Origin of the sequence: Mycobacterium sp. ACS4331, assembly GCF_001667265.1 — a bacterium.
Taxonomy (GTDB): domain Bacteria; phylum Actinomycetota; class Actinomycetes; order Mycobacteriales; family Mycobacteriaceae; genus Mycobacterium.
Genome location: NZ_LZHW01000003.1, coordinates 1 through 18,567, shown reverse-complemented (window position 1 = coordinate 18,567; position 18,567 = coordinate 1). Strand labels below are relative to the sequence as shown.

Below are 18,567 nucleotides of genomic sequence, written 5' to 3'. Positions count from 1 at the left end.
TTACATGACCTACGACTCGGCCATGGACTTCGGACTGCTGCTCCTGCGTGTGACGCTCGGCCTGACGATGGCCGCGCACGGATACAACAAGTTCTTCGGCGGCGGCCGCATCCCCGGCACCGCCGGGTGGTTCGACAGCATCGGGATGAAACCGGGCCTGTTTCACGCCCGGGTCGCGGCCAGCACCGAGATCGCTGCGGGCCTGGGCCTGGCGCTGGGCCTGCTGACGCCGATCCCCGCCGCGGGCTTCGTGGCCCTGATGCTCGTCGCCGCCTGGACGGTGCACCGCGCCAACGGCTTCTTCATCGTCAAGGAGGGCTGGGAGTACAACCTGATCCTCGCGGTCGCCGCGGTCTCGATCGCCGCGATCGGTGCGGGCCGCTACAGCCTCGACCATCTGCTGTTCTCGGGGTCGAGCGTCGATCACCTGCTGCACGGGTGGTGCGGCTTCCTGATCGCCGTCGGGCTGGGTCTGGCCGGTGGGATCGGCCAACTCGCGATCTTCTACCGGCCGCCGGCCAAGACGGGGCAGCCCTGAGTCGCCGAAGCCACTCCCGTTGATCTAGAACACGTTCTAGTCTGTCGGGCATGGGATTCCTCAAGCCTGAACTTCCCGTGGTCGACTTCGAGACCTGGAGCGCGGGTACCTGGTCGGAGAAGATTCGCCCGATGGCCCGGCACTGGGCCGAGGTCGGCTTCGGCACCCCCGTGGTGCTGCACCTGTTCTACGTCCTCAAGATCGGGCTCTACATCCTGGGCGCGTGGCTGGTGGTGCTCACCACCCGCGGCATCGACGGATTCACCGCGGTGGGGGACTGGTGGACCGAACCGATCGTGTTCGAGAAGGTCGTCCTCTACACGATGCTCTTCGAGGTCGTCGGCCTCGGATGCGGTTTCGGCCCGCTGAACAACCGGTTCCTGCCCCCGATGGGATCGATCCTCTACTGGTTGCGGCCCAACACCATTCGGCTGCCCCCATGGCCCGACAAGGTGCCGTTCACCCGCGGAGACAATCGGTCCCCGGTCGACGTGCTGCTCTACGGGGCACTGCTGGTCGTGCTCGTCATCGCGCTGTTCTCCGACGGCACCGGACCGGTCCAAGGACTGGGCACCGAGGTCGGGGTGCTGCCGATGTGGCAGATCTGGGCCGTGCTCGGTCTGCTCGCGGTGGCCGGCCTGCGGGACAAGGTCATCTTCCTGGCCGCCCGCGGCGAGGTCTACGCGTCCTTCACGGTGGCGTTCCTGCTCGCCGGGTACGGCGTGGACATGATCATCGCGGCCAAGCTGGTGTGCGTGGTGATCTGGATCGGTGCGGCCACCTCGAAGCTCAACAAGCACTTCCCGTTCGTGATCTCCACGATGATGTCCAACAGTCCGATCGTGCGCCCGCGCGCGCTCAAGCGGAAGTTCTTCGAACGCTTCCCCGACGACCTGCGACCCGGCCGGATCTCGCGCATCGTCGCGCATTTCAGCACCGCGGTCGAGATGCTGGTGCCGATCGCGCTGCTGTTGTCCCACGGCGGGTGGCCGACGGCGATCGCGGCGTTCGTCATGGTGGTGTTCCACCTCGGCATCCTTACCTCCATTCCGATGGGGGTGCCGCTGGAGTGGAACGTCTTCATGATCTTCTGCGTGCTGACCCTGTTCGTCGGGCACGCCGACGTCGGCCTCGGTGACCTGAGCACGCTGTGGCCCCTGCTGCTGTTCCTGCTGCTCGCCGGCACCGTGGCCACCGGAAACCTGTTTCCCCGCAAGGTTTCCTTCCTGCCCGGCATGCGCTATTACGCCGGCAACTGGGACAGCTCGCTGTGGTGTGTGAAACCGTCTGCGGCAGAGAAGATCACGCAGGGGCTGGTCGCGATCGCCAGCATGCCGCAGGCTCAGTTGGAGCGCGTCTACGGGAGCCCCGAGGCCGCGCAGATTCCGCTCTACCTGGGGTATGCGTTCCGCTCGTTCAACACCCACGGCCGGATGATGTTCACGCTCGTGCATCGGGCGCTGGCCGACAAGGACGAGGCCGACTACGTGCTGACCGACGGTGAGCGCATCTGCTCGACGGCCATCGGCTGGAACTTCGGCGACGGGCACATGCACAACGAGCAGTTGATCGCCGCGATGCAGAAGCGCTGCGGGTTCGAACCGGGAGAGGTCCGCGTCATCCTCATCGACGCCCAGCCCATCCACCGGCAGCGTCAGGAGTACCGCCTCGTCGACGCCGCGACAGGCGAATTCGAGCGCGGCTGGATCGACGTCGCCGACGCGGTGACGCGCCAACCCTGGGACGACGCGGTGCCGGTGCACGTGCAGACCAGCACGCGGACCCGGCAGGCCTAGCGAAGCGACGGGTCGATCAGCACCTTGGCCTGCTTGTCGGGATTGCCCAGCGCCTCGAACGCCGCGGCGACGTCCTGCAGGCCGACGGTGTCGGTGACCATGGGTGCGGCGTCGACCCTGCCATCGGCCAGCAGGTGCAGCGTGTCGCGGAACTCCAGCGGTGTGTAGGCGAAGACGAACCGCAGGTCGATCTCCTTGCTGTTGGCCAGTGTCGGCCGCAGCCGGTCGGCGCCCATGCACACCCCGGCCACCACCACCCGCGAATTGAACGGCGCCGCAGCCAGAATGGAGTCGATCATGCCGGGGTTTCCGACGCATTCGAAGATCACCGGACGCTTGGGCGCTCCGGCGCCCAGCTTGTCGGCGATGCGGTACAGGTGCACCCACCCGGGCACGCGGCGCATCTTCTCCATGGCACTCATACCCAGTTCGTACAGCTCGGTTCCCGACGTCACACCGGGTGCGGACGCGTAGGGCGACTCCTCGGTCGGGTCGACGGCCAGGGTGGCGCCGCACCGCCGGGCCAACTCCCGTCGTCCCGGTGAGGGGTCGCTGGCGATGATGTTCTCGACGCCCTGCGCCTTGAGGTGGCAGATGATCGCCAGACCCACAGGGCCGCAGCCGATCACGACGGCGGTGTCGCGGCGGGTGATGTCGCTGCGCCGGACGGCGTGCAGCGCGACGGCCATGGGTTCGGTCAACGCTGCGATGTCGGGGGACAGGCCGTTGGGCACCACGAAGCTCAGGGCGGCCTCGGCCAGCACCTGTTCGGCATAGCCGCCCGGTGCCGCGGGGGACAGCCCCGTCAGATGCACGCCGCCGCGGGCGCGCAGCAGCGGGAACGACACCACCCGAGCGCCGGTCCTGAACTGCCGGCCGGTGCCGCGGCCTCGTTCGGCGACCTCGCCGCAGAACTCGTGCCCGAACACCACCGGCACGTCGGAGGCGATGGCGTGCTCGACCCCGACGGCCGTCATCACCTCCGCCAGTTCGTCGGCGTGATCCTTGGCGTGCAGGTCCGATCCGCAGATGCCGCAACGCAACACGGTCAGCAGCAGTTGCCCCCTGGCCGGTTGCGGGGACGGGACATCGACCACCGACAGCGTCGCATGCTGGCAGCTGACGGCCTTCATCAGCGGCCTCCCTGAACCGGGATGTTCTCGTAGTACGGCACGACGATCGCGTCCTCGGCGGACAGGTCGCCGAGCATCATGGTGGTCAGCGGGTGCACGGCCGCACCGGACGCCGCGACGTTGATGCACGCCGGCAGGCCGGACGCGAATGCGCGCTCGATCGCCGGGGCGAGTTCGTCGAGCTCGGTCACCTTCTCGCCGTAACCGCCGAAAGCACGGGCGATCTCGTGGTAGTCGGTGTCGGTCAGACGGGTGATGACATCGCTGCCCGGGCCGTAGACCGCCTCCTGGCCGTGGATCGACATGCCCCAGCACGCGTTGTTCAGCACCACGGTGACGATCGGCAGCCCGTGCCGAACCATGGTGTCGAGTTCCTGGATGTGGAACCCGTACGCGCCGTCGCCCGTCACCTGCAGCACGCGCCGGTCGGGTTCGGCGATCTGCGCTCCGATCGCGAAGCCCTGCCCGATCCCGAGATAGCCCATGTACCCGAGGTTCAGGGCGCGATGCGGGGCCGCCGCGGCCAGGCTCATCCCGGCCCACAGCGGGGCCTCGCCGCCGTCGAGCACAAGCACCGATCCGGGGCCCGCGGCCTTCACGGCCTCGCGGCCGGCGTGGTAGGGGTGCAGTTGGCCGTCCTCGACCGGCGGCACCGCGGCGTACAACTGGTCCACGATGGTCTGCGCCGAGGTTGCCTGCGTGAGCCATTCGGTGCGGTCGGGCCACCGCGTGTCGGTGTCCAGCAGCGCCCGCAGGAACTCTCGGCAGTCCGCCACCACGGGCACCTCGACGGGACGCAGGCGGCCGAACTCGCCGGCCTCGAGGTCGACCTGGATCAGTGTCGCGTCGGCCGGGATCATCGAGTTGGCCCGGCCGCCGGTGAGCAGGCCCGTCCGCGCGCCCAGCAGCAGCGCGACGTCGGGTCCCTGTGCGCCCGTCATGGCGAGAACCGCGAGATTGTCGATGGCCCAGGCGTTACAGCGGTGGTCGGCGGGCAGCACGCCCGTGGCGCGGTTGTTGGCGAACACCGGAATGCCCGCGTGGTCGGCGAACTTCGCCAGTTCCTGGCCGCAGTCCGACCACAGCGTGCCGCCGCCGATGAGGATCGCCGGACGCGCCGCGGTGCGCAACTGCTCCAGCGCCGCGGCCACCGCGGACGGCGAGGGGGCGGGCCGGTCGCCGATGACGGCCGCGCCGCTCTGGGCGACGGCGGTCTCGTCGATGGGGGTGACCAGCACGTCGATCGGGATCTCGAGGAACACCGGTCCGGGCCGGCCCGACAGCGCCTTGCGGATCGCCAGCGCGACCAGGTCGGGGATGCGTTCGGTCGACACGATGCGGTGTGCCCACTTGGTGACGGCCGACGCCGCGGCCACCTGGTCCAGGCCGCCCTGCATCTCGTTGGTCTCCAGTTCGCGCAGCGGGGGAGCGCTGGCGATCATGAGCATCGGCACGCCGTCGGCCAGTGCATTGGGAAGCGCGGCGAAGCCGTTGGCGAATCCGGGACCGGAGGTGACGACGGCGACGCCGAGGCGGCCCGTGGTGCGGGCGTAGCCGTCGGCGGCGTTGCCCGCGGCGGCCTCGTGGCGGGTGTCGATCAGGCGCAGGTCGTTGTCGGCGCATGCGGCCCAGAACGAGTCCAGATGCCCGCCGTGCAGCGCGAAGACGTCCGTGACTCCAGCGGCATTCAGAGCGCGGGCGAGCAGTTCGCCTCCGTTGACTGTCATTTCGGCTCCTCGGTCGTGGCCGCGGCGGTCACGACTGCGACCCGGCCCTCCAACTGTGTCACGGCGTCTCCTGGGTCACACCAATAATGAGACTTGAGTATCAATTGGTATTTCAGTCTCTGTCAAGGGTGCGGGTCGCTTAAGCTGCGGTCATGGACGACGGGGCGGCGCTGACGCTGAGGGAGCGCAAGAGGGCGCGCACCCGGGCCGCGATCTACGAGGCCGCGATGGAGTTGTTCGAGGAGCGTCCCTATGCCGAGGTGACGGTCGAGGACATCTGTGAACGCGCCGAGATCGGGCGGGCCACGTTCTTCCGGTTCTACGGCGCCAAGGGCGCACTGCTGCTGGAGTTCAACCGTCGGCTGGCCGATCGGGCGCGTGCGGCGATCGACGCCGGCGCCCAGTCGGCGGAGAAGCTGCGCACCGTGGCGGCCGTCATCGCCGACGCCTGGGCCGACAGCAGTGCGGCCATGCGCGCCATGGCCTTCGACATGCTCAATCGGCCGGAGACGCCGGTCGGCGGTGAGACGCTGCATCCGGAACTGATCGCCCTGGTCGCCGAGGTCATCGCCGAGGGGCAGCGCAACGGAGATCTGCGCGGTGCGCAGTTGGGTGCGGAGTTCATCGCGACCATGGTGGTCACGGTCCTGGCCGGGTGCGTCGCGAACTGGTTCGACACCCCCGACATCGACCTGCGTGCCGCGGCGGGCCACACCGTCGAGTTGATGCTGACCGGTCTGCAGGACTAGGGCTTGAGCGCCTGCGCGATGGGCGTCGACCCGTTGTTGAACTCGATGGTGCGCTTGACGGTGTCGCGGTCCTCGAGGGCGGCGGCGGCGACGAGCGCCACGTCTTCGCGGGACACCGCGCCGTTGGCCGCGGCGTCACCGACGTCGATGAGGCCGGTCGCGCCGTCGAGCGTCAGCCGACCGGGGCCCAGGATGGTCCAGTCCAGCGTCGACGCCCGCAGTCGTGCGTCCGCCGCGGCCTTGGCCTCGGCGTAGGCGTGGAACGGATCCCCCTCGGGGACACCGTGATCGGGGCCCGCACCGAAGTAGGACACCATCACAAAGCGGCGGGTGCCCGCCTGGGCGGTGGCGTCGATGACCCGGATCGCGGCATCCCGGTCGACGGCGTACGTGCGGGCCGGGTCACCGCCCCCCGCGCCCGCGGAGAACACCACTGCGGCGTTGCCGGAGATCAGGCTGCTCAGTTCGCTCACGCCGAGGTTCTCGATGTCGGCGACGACAGGGCGCGCGCCCGTCGCGATCACGTCGTCGGTGTGGTCGGCGTTGCGGAACACCGACGTGACGCGATATCCCCGATCGCTCAGAATTCTGGCCAGATGCAGGGCAACCTTGCCGTGGCCCCCGAAGATGATGACGTCGGACATCAGAACTCCAGCCTCGTGACGAACATCCCCGACAGATCAGAGCGTACGGGCGTAACTGCGCCCCGGCGATGTGGCGGCGCTGCACTGGTGCTATGAACAGATGATCAACCAACTAGTTGAGAGGAGAGGTCCATGGCAGAAGCCGTGATCGTCGAGGCCGTCCGGTCCCCGGTCGGGAAGCGAAATGGCAGCTTGTCGGGGGTTCACCCCAGTGAGCTGTCGGCGCAGGTGCTCAATGGCCTGGTCGAGCGCGCGGGAGTCGACCCCGCACTCGTCGACGACGTCATCTGGGGCTGCGTCATGCAGGCCGGTGAGCAGGCTCTGGACATCGCGCGCACCGCGGTGCTGACCGCGGGCTGGCCGGAGACCGTTCCGGGCGTCACCGTGGACCGCCAGTGCGGTTCGAGCCAGCAGTCCCTGCACTTCGCCGTCGCGGGCGTGGTGGCCGGCCACTACGACGTCGTCGTCGCCGGTGGCGTCGAGTCGATGTCGCGGACCCCGATGGGCTCCTCGCTGGCCAACGGCGGGCACCCCTACCCGGAGGCCTTCCGTGAGCGCTACAACCATCAGACCCCGAACCAGGGCGTCGGTGCCGAGATGATCGCCGAGCAGTGGGGCTTCAACCGCACCCAGCTCGACGAGTTCTCCCTGCGGTCGCATGAGAAGGCCGCCGCCGCACAGGATTCCGGTGCCTTCAAGGATCAGATCGTCGGCATCAAGACCCAGGACGCGGACGGCAACGACACCGTCGTGCTCGAGGACGGCGGCATCCGTCGCGGCGGCACCGTCGAGTCGATGGCCAAGATCAAGCCCGCGTTCAAGGAGGACGGTGTGATCCACGCCGGAAACTCCAGCCAGATCTCGGACGGTTCGGCCGCGCTGCTGATCATGTCTGCGGAGAAGGCCAAGGACCTCGGTCTCAAGCCGCTGGCCAAGGTGCACACCGCGGTGCTGGCCGGGGCCGACCCGGTCATCATGCTGACCGCTCCGATCCCGGCCACGCAGAAGGCGCTGAAGAAGTCGGGCCTGAGCGTCGATCAGATCGGTGCGTTCGAGGTCAACGAGGCCTTCGCACCCGTCCCGCTGGCATGGCTCAAGGACATCGGCGCCGACGAGTCCAGGCTCAACCCCAACGGTGGCGCCATCGCCCTGGGCCACCCGCTGGGCGGTTCCGGTGCACGCATCCTGACCACGCTGCTGTACCACATGCGGGACAACAACATTCAGTACGGTCTGCAGACCATGTGTGAGGGCGGCGGCCAGGCCAACGCCACGATCCTCGAGCTGCTGTGACGGAGACGGCGCAGGAGGCCCCCGGCGCTCTCACCGAGCGTCGGGGCAACGTCCTGATCATCACCATCAACCGTCCCGAGGCCCGCAACGCGATCAACGCCGCGGTCAGCACCGCGGTCGGTGACGCTCTGGCACAGGCGCAGGCCGATCCCGAGGTGCGCGCCGTGGTCCTCACCGGCGCTGGCGACAAGTCGTTCTGCGCCGGCGCGGACCTCAAGGCGATCTCTCGCGGTGAGAACCTGTTCCACCCGGACCACCCGGAGTACGGATTCGCCGGCTACGTCAGTCATTTCATCGACAAGCCGACGATCGCCGCGGTCAACGGGACCGCGCTTGGCGGTGGCACCGAACTGGCCCTGGCCAGTGACCTCGTGGTGGCCGAGGAGCGGGCGCAGTTCGGGCTGCCCGAGGTCAAGCGGGGTCTCATCGCTGCCGCGGGCGGCGTGTTCCGCATCGTCGACCAGCTGCCGCGCAAGGTCGGCATGCAGCTGATCCTGACCGGCGAACCGCTGTCCGCCGCCGAGGCGCTGAAGTGGGGTCTGATCAACGACGTGGTGCCCGACGGCACGGTGGTCGATGCCGCCGTGGCGTTGGCCGAGCGCATCGCGGCCAATGCGCCGTTGGCCGTGCAGGCCAGCAAGCGGGTGGCCTACGGCGTCGATGACGGTGTGATCACCGGGGACAAGGGCGGCTGGGACCGCACCAAGCGGGAGATGAAGGTGGTGTTCTCCTCCGAGGACGCCATGGAGGGACCGCTGGCCTTCGCGCAGAAGCGCGCGCCGGTCTGGAAGGCCCGCTAGGCTCCGCAACCCAAACAGAAAGCGCCCCGGAATCTTTCGATTCCGGGGCGCTTTTCCTGTGTCTGCTACTCCGACTCGGCCGACGTGGTCGTCGTCGCCGGGGTCGCCTCGGTGCTCTCCGCGGCCCCCGTCGTGGTGGCCGTCGTCTCCGTGGTGCTGGTCGGCGAGGTCGTGGTGGTCGCGGTGCCCGGCAGTGCGCCCTCGGGCGACAGCACGGTGTCGATCATGTAGATCTTGGCGTTCTGCGCGGTGATGCCGCCGCACACCACCTTGGCGGTGTCGTCGAACTTCAGATCACCACCCTTGCCGGTGATGGTGATCTGAGAGCCCTCCTGCGTGGTGAGCTTGCCGTGGATGTCGTCGGGACCCAGCGTTCCCAGCGCGATGTGGTAGTAGACCAGGGCGGTGAGCTTGGCCGGATCGGCCTTGAGCGCCTCGAGCTCGGCGGGGTCGAGCTTGGCGAACGCCTCGTTGGTGGGCGCGAAGATGTTGTACGGGCCGTTGTCGATGACGCTGACGATGTTGACGGCCGGGTTCAGGCCGCCGGAGATGGCCGAGCTGAACGTGCTCAGGTCGGGAATGCTCGCGATGGCGTCGGTGCCGGACAGGTTGAGCAGGCCCTGCTGGCCCGCCGCCCCCAGCGACTTCTTGAAGTCATCGCACTTGGGGCCGTGCACATCGGGCACCGTGGCGGAGACGGTGGGAGTCGCGGTCGGGCTCGGGGTGGGCTCCGGGGCGGGCTCGGCATAGGCCGTCAGTGCGGTGGGGATGGAGATGGCGAAGGCTGCTGCGGCCGCGGCCACGCCAAGGGTCTTCAATCGAGTCGTCATATCGGCTCCTCTCGTCGCCTTTACGTCGTCGCGCCGTGTGCGGCCGTTACGGATCTGAGGCGCGCGTCTCATCATGCGAGACGCCAGATGGCGTCTGTCCAGCAGGAATCGTAAGCACACCGCGGCCGCGGCACCGACACGGCCCGTTGCCCGGTGACGGGTGGGGCGCGTGGGGAGACGCCGCCGCTGGACGCGTCCAGGATCAGCCGCAGGCCCCCTGCCAGCGGGAATGCGGCGTCGTGGGAGTCGTTGTGGCCGCGCGGCCGGCCCGCCCAGTGGCGCCGGTCTGATGCGGGCGTACCAGCGCGAATGTGCGCACGCCTTACGATGGCGCCCATGCCTGAGCCGCTCATCCTCTCCATCAAGGGCCGGACGCCCCGCCTGCACGCCGACAGCTGGGTCGCGCCCAACGCGAGCGTGATCGGGGACGTGATCCTGGCCGCGCGGGCCAGCGTCTGGTACTCCGCGACGCTGCGCGCCGAGATCGAACCCATCGAGATCGGCTACGGGTCCAACATCCAGGACGGTGTCACCGTGCACACCGACCCGGAGTTCCCCGTGACGGTCGGCGCCGGGGTCAGTGTCGGCCACAATGCGGTGCTGCACGGCTGCACGATCGAGGACGACGTGCTCATCGGGATGGGCGCCGTCGTGCTCAACGGTGCGGTCGTGGGGAAGGGGTCGTTGATCGCGGCCAGCGCCCTGGTGCCGCAGGGCATGGTGATCCCGCCGAAGTCACTGGTTGCGGGGGTGCCCGGCAAGGTCAGGCGTGAGCTGTCGGACGCCGAGGTGGCCGCCAACCACTACAACTCAGAGGTCTATCAACATCTGATTGAGGTGCATCGCGGCGCCAGTGGGTAACCGCAGGGGGTGAAATCGATGCGAATCCTGGTCACCGGGGCCTCGGGGTATGTCGGGTCGCGGCTCGTCACGGCCCTGCTCGACGCGGGGCATGAGGTCACGGTGGCCGGCCGGGATCCCGCCAAGTTCGGTGCCTACGGCTGGATCGACCGAGTCACCGCCGTCCTGCTCGATGCGGCCGACGCCGACGGCACGGCCGCCGCGGTGGCCGCGGCCGGTCCCGTCGACGTCCTCTACTACCTGCTCCACGGCATCGGAGAACCCGGCTTCCGGGATGCCGACAACGCCGCGGCCACCCACGTCGCGCAGGCCGCGAAGGCGGCCGGGGTGAAGCGCATCGTCTACCTCGGCGGCTTCGTGCCCGACGACGACTCCCTGTCGGAGCATCTGGCCAGCCGCGCCGAGGTGGCCGACGCACTGCATGTCGACGGCGGCCCCGAGGTGGTGTGGCTCGGGGCGGCGATGATCATCGGCGCCGGGTCCACCTCGTTCGAGATGCTGCGCTACACCGGGGACCGATTCGTGCTCATGCCGATGCCCAAGTGGGCCCGGCACCCGATGGACCCGATCTCGATTCGCGATGTGCTGCACTATCTTCTGGCCTCGGCCGACCCCGACCAGGTGCCGCCCGGCTCCTACGACATCTGCGGGCCGGCCACCACGACATACGGTGATCTGATGCGCACCTACGCACGGCTGGCCGGAAATCGGCGCGCGCGGATAGACGTGGGAGGCATCGACACCGCGGCACTGTCCTGGCTGACCGCCGTCGGCTTGCCGATCCCCGGCGGGCTGGCCGCGGATCTGGTTGCCTCCCTGGACTATCCGATGACGGCCTCGGCGCACCGTCTCAGCGACATCGTGCCGGACCCCGACGGCGGACTGGTCGGCATCGAGGACGCCATCAGTCGCTCGCTGGAGCCCGTCGAACCCAAACCCGTGGACCAGCTTTCGGATCCGCACCACCTGGCCGACACCGACGCGGAGTGGGCCGGCGGTGACGCGCTGCGAATCCAGCGGTTGGCGGCCATGGTCACACCGGCGTTCGCCCACCCAGCCCTTGGGCTGATCTCCGCGGTGCCCAAACCCGTTGCGGGTGCGGTGCGCGCGAGCCTGGACGCCCTCGACGCGATCTCCGGGAAGCTGGGAAAGCCCGGGCCGTTATGACCGGGGTGCTCGAGCAGATCACGGCCCTGGTGACCGGTGCGGCTGCCGCACCACGGGAGTCGCCGTCGGTGCTGCGACGGCGACGCATGATCGTCGTCGCGGTTCTTGTGCTCGGCGCGGTGCTGCTCAGCCTGTCGCTGACGCGCACCCCGGGTGATGCGAGCTTCTACTGGCTGACCATCGCGATGGCGATCGTGTGGGCGGGCGGGGCGCTGCTGTCCGGCCCGCTGCACCTGGGCTGGGTGACCGTCGCGGGCAGGCAGCGACGCCCCGTGCTCACGGGACTGGGCGTCGGTCTGGCGGTGGGCGCGGCGTTCGTCGTGGGGGCCTTGGTGGCGCGCGAGATCGAGGTCATCGCGGGGCCGATCACCCGCGTGCTGGCCTTCGCCAACCAGGGCAGCCTCGCGCTGGTCGTGGCCATCACGCTGGCCAATGGGCTGGCCGAGGAGCTGTTCTTCCGCGGCGCGCTCTACAGCGCGCTGGGAAACACTCGGCCAGTGTTGATCTCGACGCTGCTGTACATCGTGGCGACCTCGGCGTCGGGTAACCCGATGCTCGGTTTCGCAGCGGTGGTGCTCGGTCTGGTGTGTGTAGTCGAGCGCCGGGCGACGGGTGGTGTGCTGGCACCGATGCTGACGCATCTGGTCTGGGGTCTGATCATGGTGCTCGCGCTGCCGCCACTGTTCGGCGTCTAGTTCCCTTTCCAGCGCGCCTCCCTCTCCCGCGAGCAGACACAAACTCGCACGTTCTGGCTCGGTTTTATGCGAGTTTGTGTCTGCTCGCGGGGAATCAGGACAGCGGATGCGCGATCTCGTCGCGCGGCATCCGGGCGGCGGCCAACGCGATCAGCGCAAGGATGATCGGCAGGATGCCGGCCACCGCGAAGATCGTCTGCATCGAGACCACCTTCGACAACGGCCCCGCGATCGCCATCGAGACGGGCATGAACGCCAGCGAGACGAAGAAATCCAGGCTCGACACCCGGCCGAGCATCTCCGGCGGCACGCGGCGCTGCAGCAGCGTGCCCCAGATGACTGTGCCCGCACCGTCGGTCACCCCGACGAGGAACGACGCCACGACCATGAGCCAGAACGAACTCGTCCACCCGATCACGATCAACGGCAGCGACCCGGCGCCCCACATCAGCATCATCACCGTCAGATAGCGCCGCGGCAGACGCCGCGAGGACACCCCGAGCGCACCGAGGGCACCACCCATGCCGAACGCCGCGAGGACCAGTCCGTAACTGCGGGCACCGTCCTCGAAGCGTTCGGTCGCAATGAACGGCAGAAGCACCTCCAGCGGTCCGATCACGACCAGCACGAACACGCTCGCGAACAGCAGCGTCCACAGCAGCCAGGGTGTCTTCACCATGAACCGCACGCCGTCGGCCAAGTCGGTCAGGACGCGCGCCTTGACGCGTGCGGGTTCGATCACCACTTCGTTGCCCACGGGGCGGGTGGCCACCAGAAGCGCCAGCGCCAGCGCGAACAGGACTGCGACCGTGACCGACCCCAGCGTCGGAAACGTCGCTCCGACAAGGAGTCCCGCGACGGCTGGGCCGACGGCGCGCTGGAGCACGGGGCGCATGACGCCCTCGACTCCGTTGGCCGCCAGCAGCTGCTCGGGCGGAAGGATGCGCGGCAGGTAGGCGCTGTAGGCGGGGAAGAAGAACGCCGCCGCAATGCCCAGGACGCCCGCGGCCACGGCCATGTGCCAGACGCGCAGCAGACCCAGTGCGCCGAGGACCGCGACCACCGTGACGGCGGCCAGGTTGACCGCCTCGACCACGAGAATGATCGCGCGTTGCGGGAATCGGTCGGCGGCGATGCCGCCCACCAGCACGAAGCCCACCAGGCCCGCGCCCAGGCACGTCGCCACCAGCGACAGCGCCGCGGGGTCGTGGTCGAGTTCCATGACCTGCAGGGCCATCACGACGGCCCACATGCCCTCGGCGAAGATCGACAGAGAGACCGCAGCGATCAGCAGGCGGTATTCGCGGAACCGGAACGGGGCGAGCACGCGCCACCCGCCGGAGGCACCCGCCTCCGACTGCCGCTCCAGTTCAGTGCTCACCAGGCGATGGTCCTGGAGGGGCCTCCGCGGCGTCCACTGATTTTCCGCGCCGAGATCGACGAAATGGCGTGAATCACTCGCACTTTCCCGCCCAAACGTACGTTTGGGCGGCGGGAGGGTCAGATGTCGGTGAAGTTCGGTGCGCGCTTCTCCTGGAAGGCCGTGACGCCCTCGTGGAAGTCGGGCCCGCCGAGCAGGATGTGCTGACCCGCGGTCTCGTGGGCCAGCGTGGTGTCCAGATCGCCGAGGGTGGCGCCGTTGATGGCGCGCTTGGTCTTGGCGTAGGCCACCGCCGGGCCGGCGATCAGGCGTTTGATCACGGCATCGGCCTCGGCCTCAAGCTGCTCGGCCGGATACACGGCGCTGACCATGCCCCACTCCAGTGCCTCGGCGGCCGTCACGCGTTCCGCCAGCAGCGCCATCTTCATCGCACGCACGCGGCCGATGGCCGCGGCCACCAGGGCCGAGGCGCCGCCGTCGGGCATCAGTCCGATCTTGGTGAACGCCAACAGGAAGAACGCCTTCTCCGACGCCAGGATCAGGTCGGAGGCCAGCGCCAGCGAGACGCCGATACCGGCCGTCGGACCCTGGACCACCGCGACCACCGGACGCGGGAAGTCGACGATCGCGCGGATCGTGCGATTGCCCTGATGCAGCGTCTCCATCGGGTTGTGCCCGTTGCCGGTGTCGTCGGCGCTGATGCCCGCGCCGGCGCAGAATCCGCGTCCGGTGCCGCCGAGGCGCACGACCCGCACCCGGGGGTCGGTCGCGGCGCGCTCGAGGGCGTCGGCCATCCCCGCGAACACGCTCGGGTTCACCGAGTTGAGGCTGTCGGGCCGATCGATGGTGATCGACAGCACGCCGTCGGTCAGATCGACGACGAGCCCGTCGACGGGAGTGAGTGCGTCCAGGCCGGTTTCCGCGATCGTCATGAACACACCATAGGAACTCCACACCGCATCAGCACAGCCCACCCGTCAGTTGGTTGGGAGCCGGTGAGAAGATGCAGATCACACGTCAACGAAATTCGGGTGAAGGGTGGACAACGTGGCGGGACCGCTTCAGGGGTTGCGAGTTGTAGAGCTGGCCGGAATCGGACCGGGGCCGCATGCGGCGATGATCCTCGGCGACCTCGGTGCCGACGTCGTCCGGGTCGAGCGCCCGTCGAAGAGCTCCAACCCCAGCCGGGATGCGATGCTGCGCAACCGTCGTTCGGTGGCCGCCGACCTCAAGTCGGACGAGGGCAGGCAGCTGGTGCTGGACCTGATCAGCAGGGCCGACGTGCTGATCGAGGGTTTCCGTCCGGGCGTCACCGAGCGTCTGGGACTGGGGCCCGAGGACTGCGCCAAGGTCAACGAGCGCCTCATCTACGGCCGGATGACCGGCTGGGGCCAGGACGGCCCGCGCGCACTGCAGGCCGGTCACGACATCAACTACATCTCGCTCAACGGCGTGCTGCACGCCATCGGCCGCAAGGGTGAGCGTCCGGTGCCGCCGCTGAACCTCGCCGGTGACTTCGGCGGTGGATCGATGTTCCTGCTCGTCGGTATCCTCGCGGCGCTCTATGAGCGTCAGACCTCGGGCAAGGGCCAGGTGGTCGACGCCGCGATGATCGACGGTTCCAGCGTGCTGATCCAGATGATGTGGGCGTTCCGGGCCAGCGGCATGTGGTCCGATGAGCGCGGCACCAACATGCTCGACACCGGCGCGCCGTACTACGACACCTACGAAACCGCCGACGGTAAGTACGTCGCCGTGGGCCCCATCGAGCCGCAGTTCTACGCCGCGATGCTCGAAGGTCTCGGTCTTGACCCGGCCGACCTGCCGGCCCAGAACGACGTCGCCGGGTGGCCGAAGCTCAAAGAGATTTTCGCCGAGACCTTCGCCAAGCACGACCGCGACCACTGGGCCAAGGTTTTCAACGGCACCGACGCGTGCGTGACGCCGGTGCTGTCGTTCGGTGAGGTGCTCGATGAACCGCACGTGGCCGAACGTGACACCTTCTATGACGCCGGCAACGACGGCCTGCAGCCACGCCCGGCGCCGCGCTTCTCCCGGTCGCAGCCCGGCACCCCGACGCCGCCGCGGGTGCCCGGCGAGGACACCGAGGCCGTTCTGCGCGACTGGAGCTGACGCTCTAGGACGTTGACGTTCGAGGAGACGAGGACACCAGCTGGCGCTTGGGCGCCGGCTCGGTGTCCTCGGTGGGTGTCTGCGCCGACACCAGTTTCAGGCCGGCGACGGCCACGATGATGCCGGCGATGAAGACGAGTTTGACCGCCGACGCCGCCTCCTGGCCGGTCAGCAGCGCGAAACCGACCGTGAGCGCGGCGCCCACCCCGGTCCACACCGCGTACGCCGTGCCGATGGGGATGCGTCGAGCGGCCCAACCCAGGCCGGCCATGCTGAGCGCGAACGTGATGGCGAACACGACCGTCGGCCCCCACTGGGAGAAGCCGTTGGAGTGGCCCAGGGCGGTGGCCCAGGCCGCCTCCAGCACCGCACTCACCATCAGCACCAACCACGCCATCTCAGCTCACCGCCTTCAGGCCGCCCACGCTGCCGATGAGCAGCGTGAGCAGCAGCGCCTTCTTTGTCGTCATGTGCTCGTTGCCGACGAGGGTTGACCACAGCACCGTGACAGTGGCGCCGATGCCGATCCAGACCGCGTACGCGGTGCCCACGGGCAGCTCTGTCATCGCATACGCCAGGCCACCGAGGGCTGCCACGGTCCCGACGACGAACACGAGAACCGGGATCGGACGCCGAAATCCATTGGATGCACCCAGTGCGATGGCCCAGACGGCCTCAAACAACCCGGAGATCACCAACACCAGCCATGCCATGGCAAGACCTTCCTGAGTCAGTCTTGTCCGGTGCGGGTACTGCTCCCTCGTCCGCGAGCCCGAGAACAGGGCTCCATCAGCCAGGTTACCTCGTTGTTTCAGTGCCGTCATGGCGTTGAAACAGATGTCGCGTCGTGCCTTGGGGGAGGGCCGTGAGACCTGCGGCACAGCGGTCGGTATAGTCCCGACCAACCAGTAGGTCGAAGATGACGAAAGGATCATTGACGTGGAGATCAAGGACTCCGTGGCAGTTGTCACCGGCGGAGCGTCCGGGCTCGGCTTGGCCACCACCAAGCGCCTGCTCGATCGCGGAGCCTCGGTGGTGGTGATCGACCTCAAGGGTGAAGAGGTCGTCGCCGAACTCGGTGACCGCGCGAAGTTCGTCGCCGCCAACGTGACCGACGAGGCCGCGGTGAGTAGGGCCCTCGACGTCGCGGAGGAGATGGGTCCGCTGCGGATCAACGTCAACTGCGCCGGCATCGGCAATGCGATCAAGACGCTGAGCAAGAACGGCGCCTTCCCGCTCGATGCGTTCAACGCCGTCGTGCAGGTCAACCTGATCGGTACGTTCAACGTGCTGCGTCTGGCCGCCGAGCGGATCGCGAAGACCGAGCCGCTGGCGGGTGAAGAGCGCGGCGTCATCATCAACACCGCCTCGGTGGCGGCATTCGACGGTCAGATCGGCCAGGCCGCGTACTCGGCGTCCAAGGGCGGCGTGGTCGGAATGACGCTGCCGATCGCCCGCGACCTGTCGCGGGAACTGATCCGCGTGTGCACCATTGCGCCGGGCCTGTTCAAGACGCCGCTGCTGGGTTCGCTGCCCGAGGAGGCGCAGAAGTCGCTGGGTCAGCAGGTGCCGCACCCGGCGCGACTGGGCGATCCGGATGAGTACGGCGCACTGGCCGTGCATATCGTGGAGAACCCGATGCTCAACGGCGAGGTGATCCGCCTCGACGGGGCGATCCGTATGGCGCCTCGCTGACCAGGGGGAAGGAATCTGCATGGCAATCAAGACAAAGTTCACTGAGGCGTTCGGGGTCGAGCACCCCATCGCCCAGGGCGGTATGCAGTGGGTCGGACGCGCGGAACTGGTTGCGGCCGTGGCGAATGCGGGTGCGCTGGGTTTCATCACCGCGCTGACGCAGCCCACCCCAGCCGATCTGGCCAACGAGATCGCCCGGACGCGGGATCTGACGGACAAGCCGTTCGGCGTCAACCTGACGATCCTGCCGTCGATCAACCCGCCGCCGTACGACGAATACCGCCAGGTGATCGTCGACTCGGGGGTGAAGATCGTCGAGACCGCGGGCTCCAACCCGGCGCCGCATCTGCCGATGTTCCATGACAACGGCATCAAGGTGCTGCACAAGTGCACCTCGGTGCGCCATGCCGTGAAGGCCCAGAGCCTGGGCGTCGACGGCATCAGCATCGACGGGTTCGAGTGCGCGGGTCACCCGGGTGAGGACGACGTGCCCGGCCTGGTGCTGATCCCGGCGGCGGCCGCTCAGATCGAGATCCCGATGATCGCCTCGGGCGGCTTCGCCGATGCGCGTGGCCTGGTGGCGGCCCTGGCGTTGGGCGCCGACGGCATCAACATGGGTTCGCGGTTCATGTGCACCGTCGAGTCGTGCATCCACCAGAACGTCAAGGAGGCCATCGTCGCCGGTGACGAGCGGGGTACGGAACTGATCTTCCGCAGCCTGCACAACACCGCACGCGTGGCGTCCAACGCGGTGTCGCGCGAGGTCGTGCAGATCCTCAAAGACGGCGGTCAGTTCGAGGACGTCAAGGATCTGGTGGCGGGTGTGCGTGGCCGCAAGGTGTTCGACAACGGCGACATCGACGCCGGTATCTGGACCGTCGGCACCGCGATGGGCCTGATCAACGACATCCCGACCGTGGGCGACCTGGTGTCGCGCATCGTCGGCGAGGCCGAAGAGATCATCACCGGTCGCCTGGCCGACATGGTCGCCGACGACGCCGAGGAATCGGCCGCCTGATCTCCGCTTCGAGTGGGGGGGGGGGGGGGGGGGCCCGCCCCCCCCCCCCCCCCCCCCCCGGCGGCGGCCGCCAAAAACCCCCTCGCCCCCCCCCCCCGGGCGCGGGT

19 protein-coding genes and 1 riboswitch are annotated in these 18,567 nt (G+C 68.6%); of the genes, 11 read left to right on the top strand and 8 right to left on the bottom strand.

The annotated features are described in order from the left end of the window. Positions 1 to 4: 4 nt before the first annotated feature. Entirely contained in the window at positions 5 to 538 is a 534-nt protein-coding gene (locus tag A5727_RS00365) for a DoxX family protein (protein ID WP_068242641.1), read from the top strand. Positions 539 to 588: 50 nt separating this feature from the next. After that, positions 589 to 2,334 (top strand): DUF3556 domain-containing protein, encoded by a 1,746-nt coding sequence (locus tag A5727_RS00360; RefSeq protein ID WP_068242638.1) that lies wholly within the window; start codon positions 589 to 591, stop codon positions 2,332 to 2,334. On the opposite strand, the gene A5727_RS00355 is transcribed toward A5727_RS00360, so the two are convergent. Together A5727_RS00355 and A5727_RS00350 are read right to left on the bottom strand one after the other, a co-directional pair. Then, the gene (locus tag A5727_RS00355) at positions 2,331 to 3,467 is read right to left on the bottom strand and encodes a zinc-binding dehydrogenase (RefSeq protein ID WP_068242635.1); all 1,137 of its coding nucleotides are present in this window, start codon (positions 3,465 to 3,467) and stop codon (positions 2,331 to 2,333) included. The two genes, A5727_RS00360 and A5727_RS00355, sit on opposite strands and share 4 nt — an antisense overlap. After that, positions 3,467 to 5,194, bottom strand: a complete 1,728-nt coding sequence (locus tag A5727_RS00350) for a thiamine pyrophosphate-binding protein (protein ID WP_068242632.1) — start codon at positions 5,192 to 5,194, stop codon at positions 3,467 to 3,469. Before A5727_RS00350 ends, A5727_RS00355 begins: the two co-directional genes overlap by 1 nt. Positions 5,195 to 5,346: 152 nt before the next feature. Here A5727_RS00350 and A5727_RS00345 point away from each other — a divergent pair, with 152 nt between their 5' ends. Then, the gene (locus tag A5727_RS00345; RefSeq protein WP_068242628.1) at positions 5,347 to 5,943 is read left to right on the top strand and encodes a TetR/AcrR family transcriptional regulator; all 597 of its coding nucleotides are present in this window, start codon (positions 5,347 to 5,349) and stop codon (positions 5,941 to 5,943) included. On the opposite strand, the gene A5727_RS00340 is transcribed toward A5727_RS00345, so the two are convergent. Beyond that, positions 5,940 to 6,587, bottom strand: coding sequence for an NAD(P)H-binding protein (locus A5727_RS00340; RefSeq protein ID WP_068242625.1), 648 nt, complete (start codon positions 6,585 to 6,587; stop codon positions 5,940 to 5,942). The genes A5727_RS00345 and A5727_RS00340 overlap by 4 nt on opposite strands. Positions 6,588 to 6,719: 132 nt before the next feature. Here A5727_RS00340 and A5727_RS00335 point away from each other — a divergent pair, with 132 nt between their 5' ends. Continuing rightward, positions 6,720 to 7,880 (top strand): thiolase family protein, encoded by a 1,161-nt coding sequence (locus A5727_RS00335; RefSeq protein WP_068242623.1) that lies wholly within the window; start codon positions 6,720 to 6,722, stop codon positions 7,878 to 7,880. Beyond that, a complete protein-coding gene (locus A5727_RS00330) occupies positions 7,877 to 8,680 on the top strand; it encodes a crotonase/enoyl-CoA hydratase family protein (protein WP_068242619.1) in 804 nt (267 codons plus the stop codon). The genes A5727_RS00335 and A5727_RS00330 overlap by 4 nt, the downstream gene beginning before the upstream one ends. A gap of 65 nt (positions 8,681 to 8,745) precedes the next feature. On the opposite strand, the gene A5727_RS00325 is transcribed toward A5727_RS00330, so the two are convergent. Then, complete coding sequence (locus tag A5727_RS00325; RefSeq protein WP_068242616.1) at positions 8,746 to 9,510, bottom strand: fasciclin domain-containing protein; 765 nt, start codon at positions 9,508 to 9,510, stop codon at positions 8,746 to 8,748. Positions 9,511 to 9,837: 327 nt separating this feature from the next. Between A5727_RS00325 and A5727_RS00320 the strand changes: the two genes are divergently transcribed. From A5727_RS00320 to A5727_RS00310, 3 genes are read left to right on the top strand one after another with little or no spacing between them, the layout of a single operon-like run. Further along, complete coding sequence (locus A5727_RS00320; RefSeq protein ID WP_157521138.1) at positions 9,838 to 10,371, top strand: gamma carbonic anhydrase family protein; 534 nt, start codon at positions 9,838 to 9,840, stop codon at positions 10,369 to 10,371. A 9-nt stretch (positions 10,372 to 10,380) separates the two neighbouring features. Beyond that, complete coding sequence (locus A5727_RS00315) at positions 10,381 to 11,538, top strand: NAD(P)H-binding protein (RefSeq protein WP_068242613.1); 1,158 nt, start codon at positions 10,381 to 10,383, stop codon at positions 11,536 to 11,538. Further along, positions 11,535 to 12,233 carry a CPBP family intramembrane glutamic endopeptidase gene (locus A5727_RS00310; RefSeq protein WP_068242610.1) on the top strand — a complete coding sequence of 233 codons (699 nt, stop codon included), beginning with the start codon at positions 11,535 to 11,537 and terminating at the stop codon, positions 12,231 to 12,233. Before A5727_RS00315 ends, A5727_RS00310 begins: the two co-directional genes overlap by 4 nt. Before the next feature lie 94 nt (positions 12,234 to 12,327). Here A5727_RS00310 and tet(V) read toward each other — a convergent pair whose 3' ends face one another. Further along, positions 12,328 to 13,602, bottom strand: a complete 1,275-nt coding sequence (gene tet(V) / locus A5727_RS00305; RefSeq protein WP_231991900.1) for a tetracycline efflux MFS transporter Tet(V) — start codon at positions 13,600 to 13,602, stop codon at positions 12,328 to 12,330. 131 nt (positions 13,603 to 13,733) lie between these two features. Next, positions 13,734 to 14,546, bottom strand: a complete 813-nt coding sequence (locus A5727_RS00300) for an enoyl-CoA hydratase (protein WP_068242759.1) — start codon at positions 14,544 to 14,546, stop codon at positions 13,734 to 13,736. A gap of 115 nt (positions 14,547 to 14,661) precedes the next feature. Here A5727_RS00300 and A5727_RS00295 point away from each other — a divergent pair, with 115 nt between their 5' ends. After that, positions 14,662 to 15,747: a CaiB/BaiF CoA transferase family protein gene (locus tag A5727_RS00295; protein ID WP_068242756.1), complete on the top strand. Its 1,086-nt coding sequence runs from the start codon at positions 14,662 to 14,664 to the stop codon at positions 15,745 to 15,747. 4 nt (positions 15,748 to 15,751) lie between these two features. On the opposite strand, the gene A5727_RS00290 is transcribed toward A5727_RS00295, so the two are convergent. After that, positions 15,752 to 16,144 (bottom strand): DMT family transporter, encoded by a 393-nt coding sequence (locus A5727_RS00290; RefSeq protein ID WP_068242604.1) that lies wholly within the window; start codon positions 16,142 to 16,144, stop codon positions 15,752 to 15,754. A gap of 1 nt (position 16,145) precedes the next feature. Further along, positions 16,146 to 16,460, bottom strand: a complete 315-nt coding sequence (locus A5727_RS00285) for a DMT family transporter (RefSeq protein WP_068242601.1) — start codon at positions 16,458 to 16,460, stop codon at positions 16,146 to 16,148. Between the two features lie 11 nt (positions 16,461 to 16,471). Further along, a riboswitch (guanidine-III (ykkC-III) riboswitch) is annotated at positions 16,472 to 16,537 on the bottom strand. Between the two features lie 149 nt (positions 16,538 to 16,686). Here A5727_RS00285 and A5727_RS00280 point away from each other — a divergent pair. Then, the gene (locus A5727_RS00280) at positions 16,687 to 17,442 is read left to right on the top strand and encodes a 3-hydroxyacyl-CoA dehydrogenase (RefSeq protein ID WP_068242598.1); all 756 of its coding nucleotides are present in this window, start codon (positions 16,687 to 16,689) and stop codon (positions 17,440 to 17,442) included. Between the two features lie 19 nt (positions 17,443 to 17,461). Next, positions 17,462 to 18,460, top strand: coding sequence for an NAD(P)H-dependent flavin oxidoreductase (locus A5727_RS00275; protein ID WP_068242595.1), 999 nt, complete (start codon positions 17,462 to 17,464; stop codon positions 18,458 to 18,460). Positions 18,461 to 18,567: the final 107 nt, after the last annotated feature.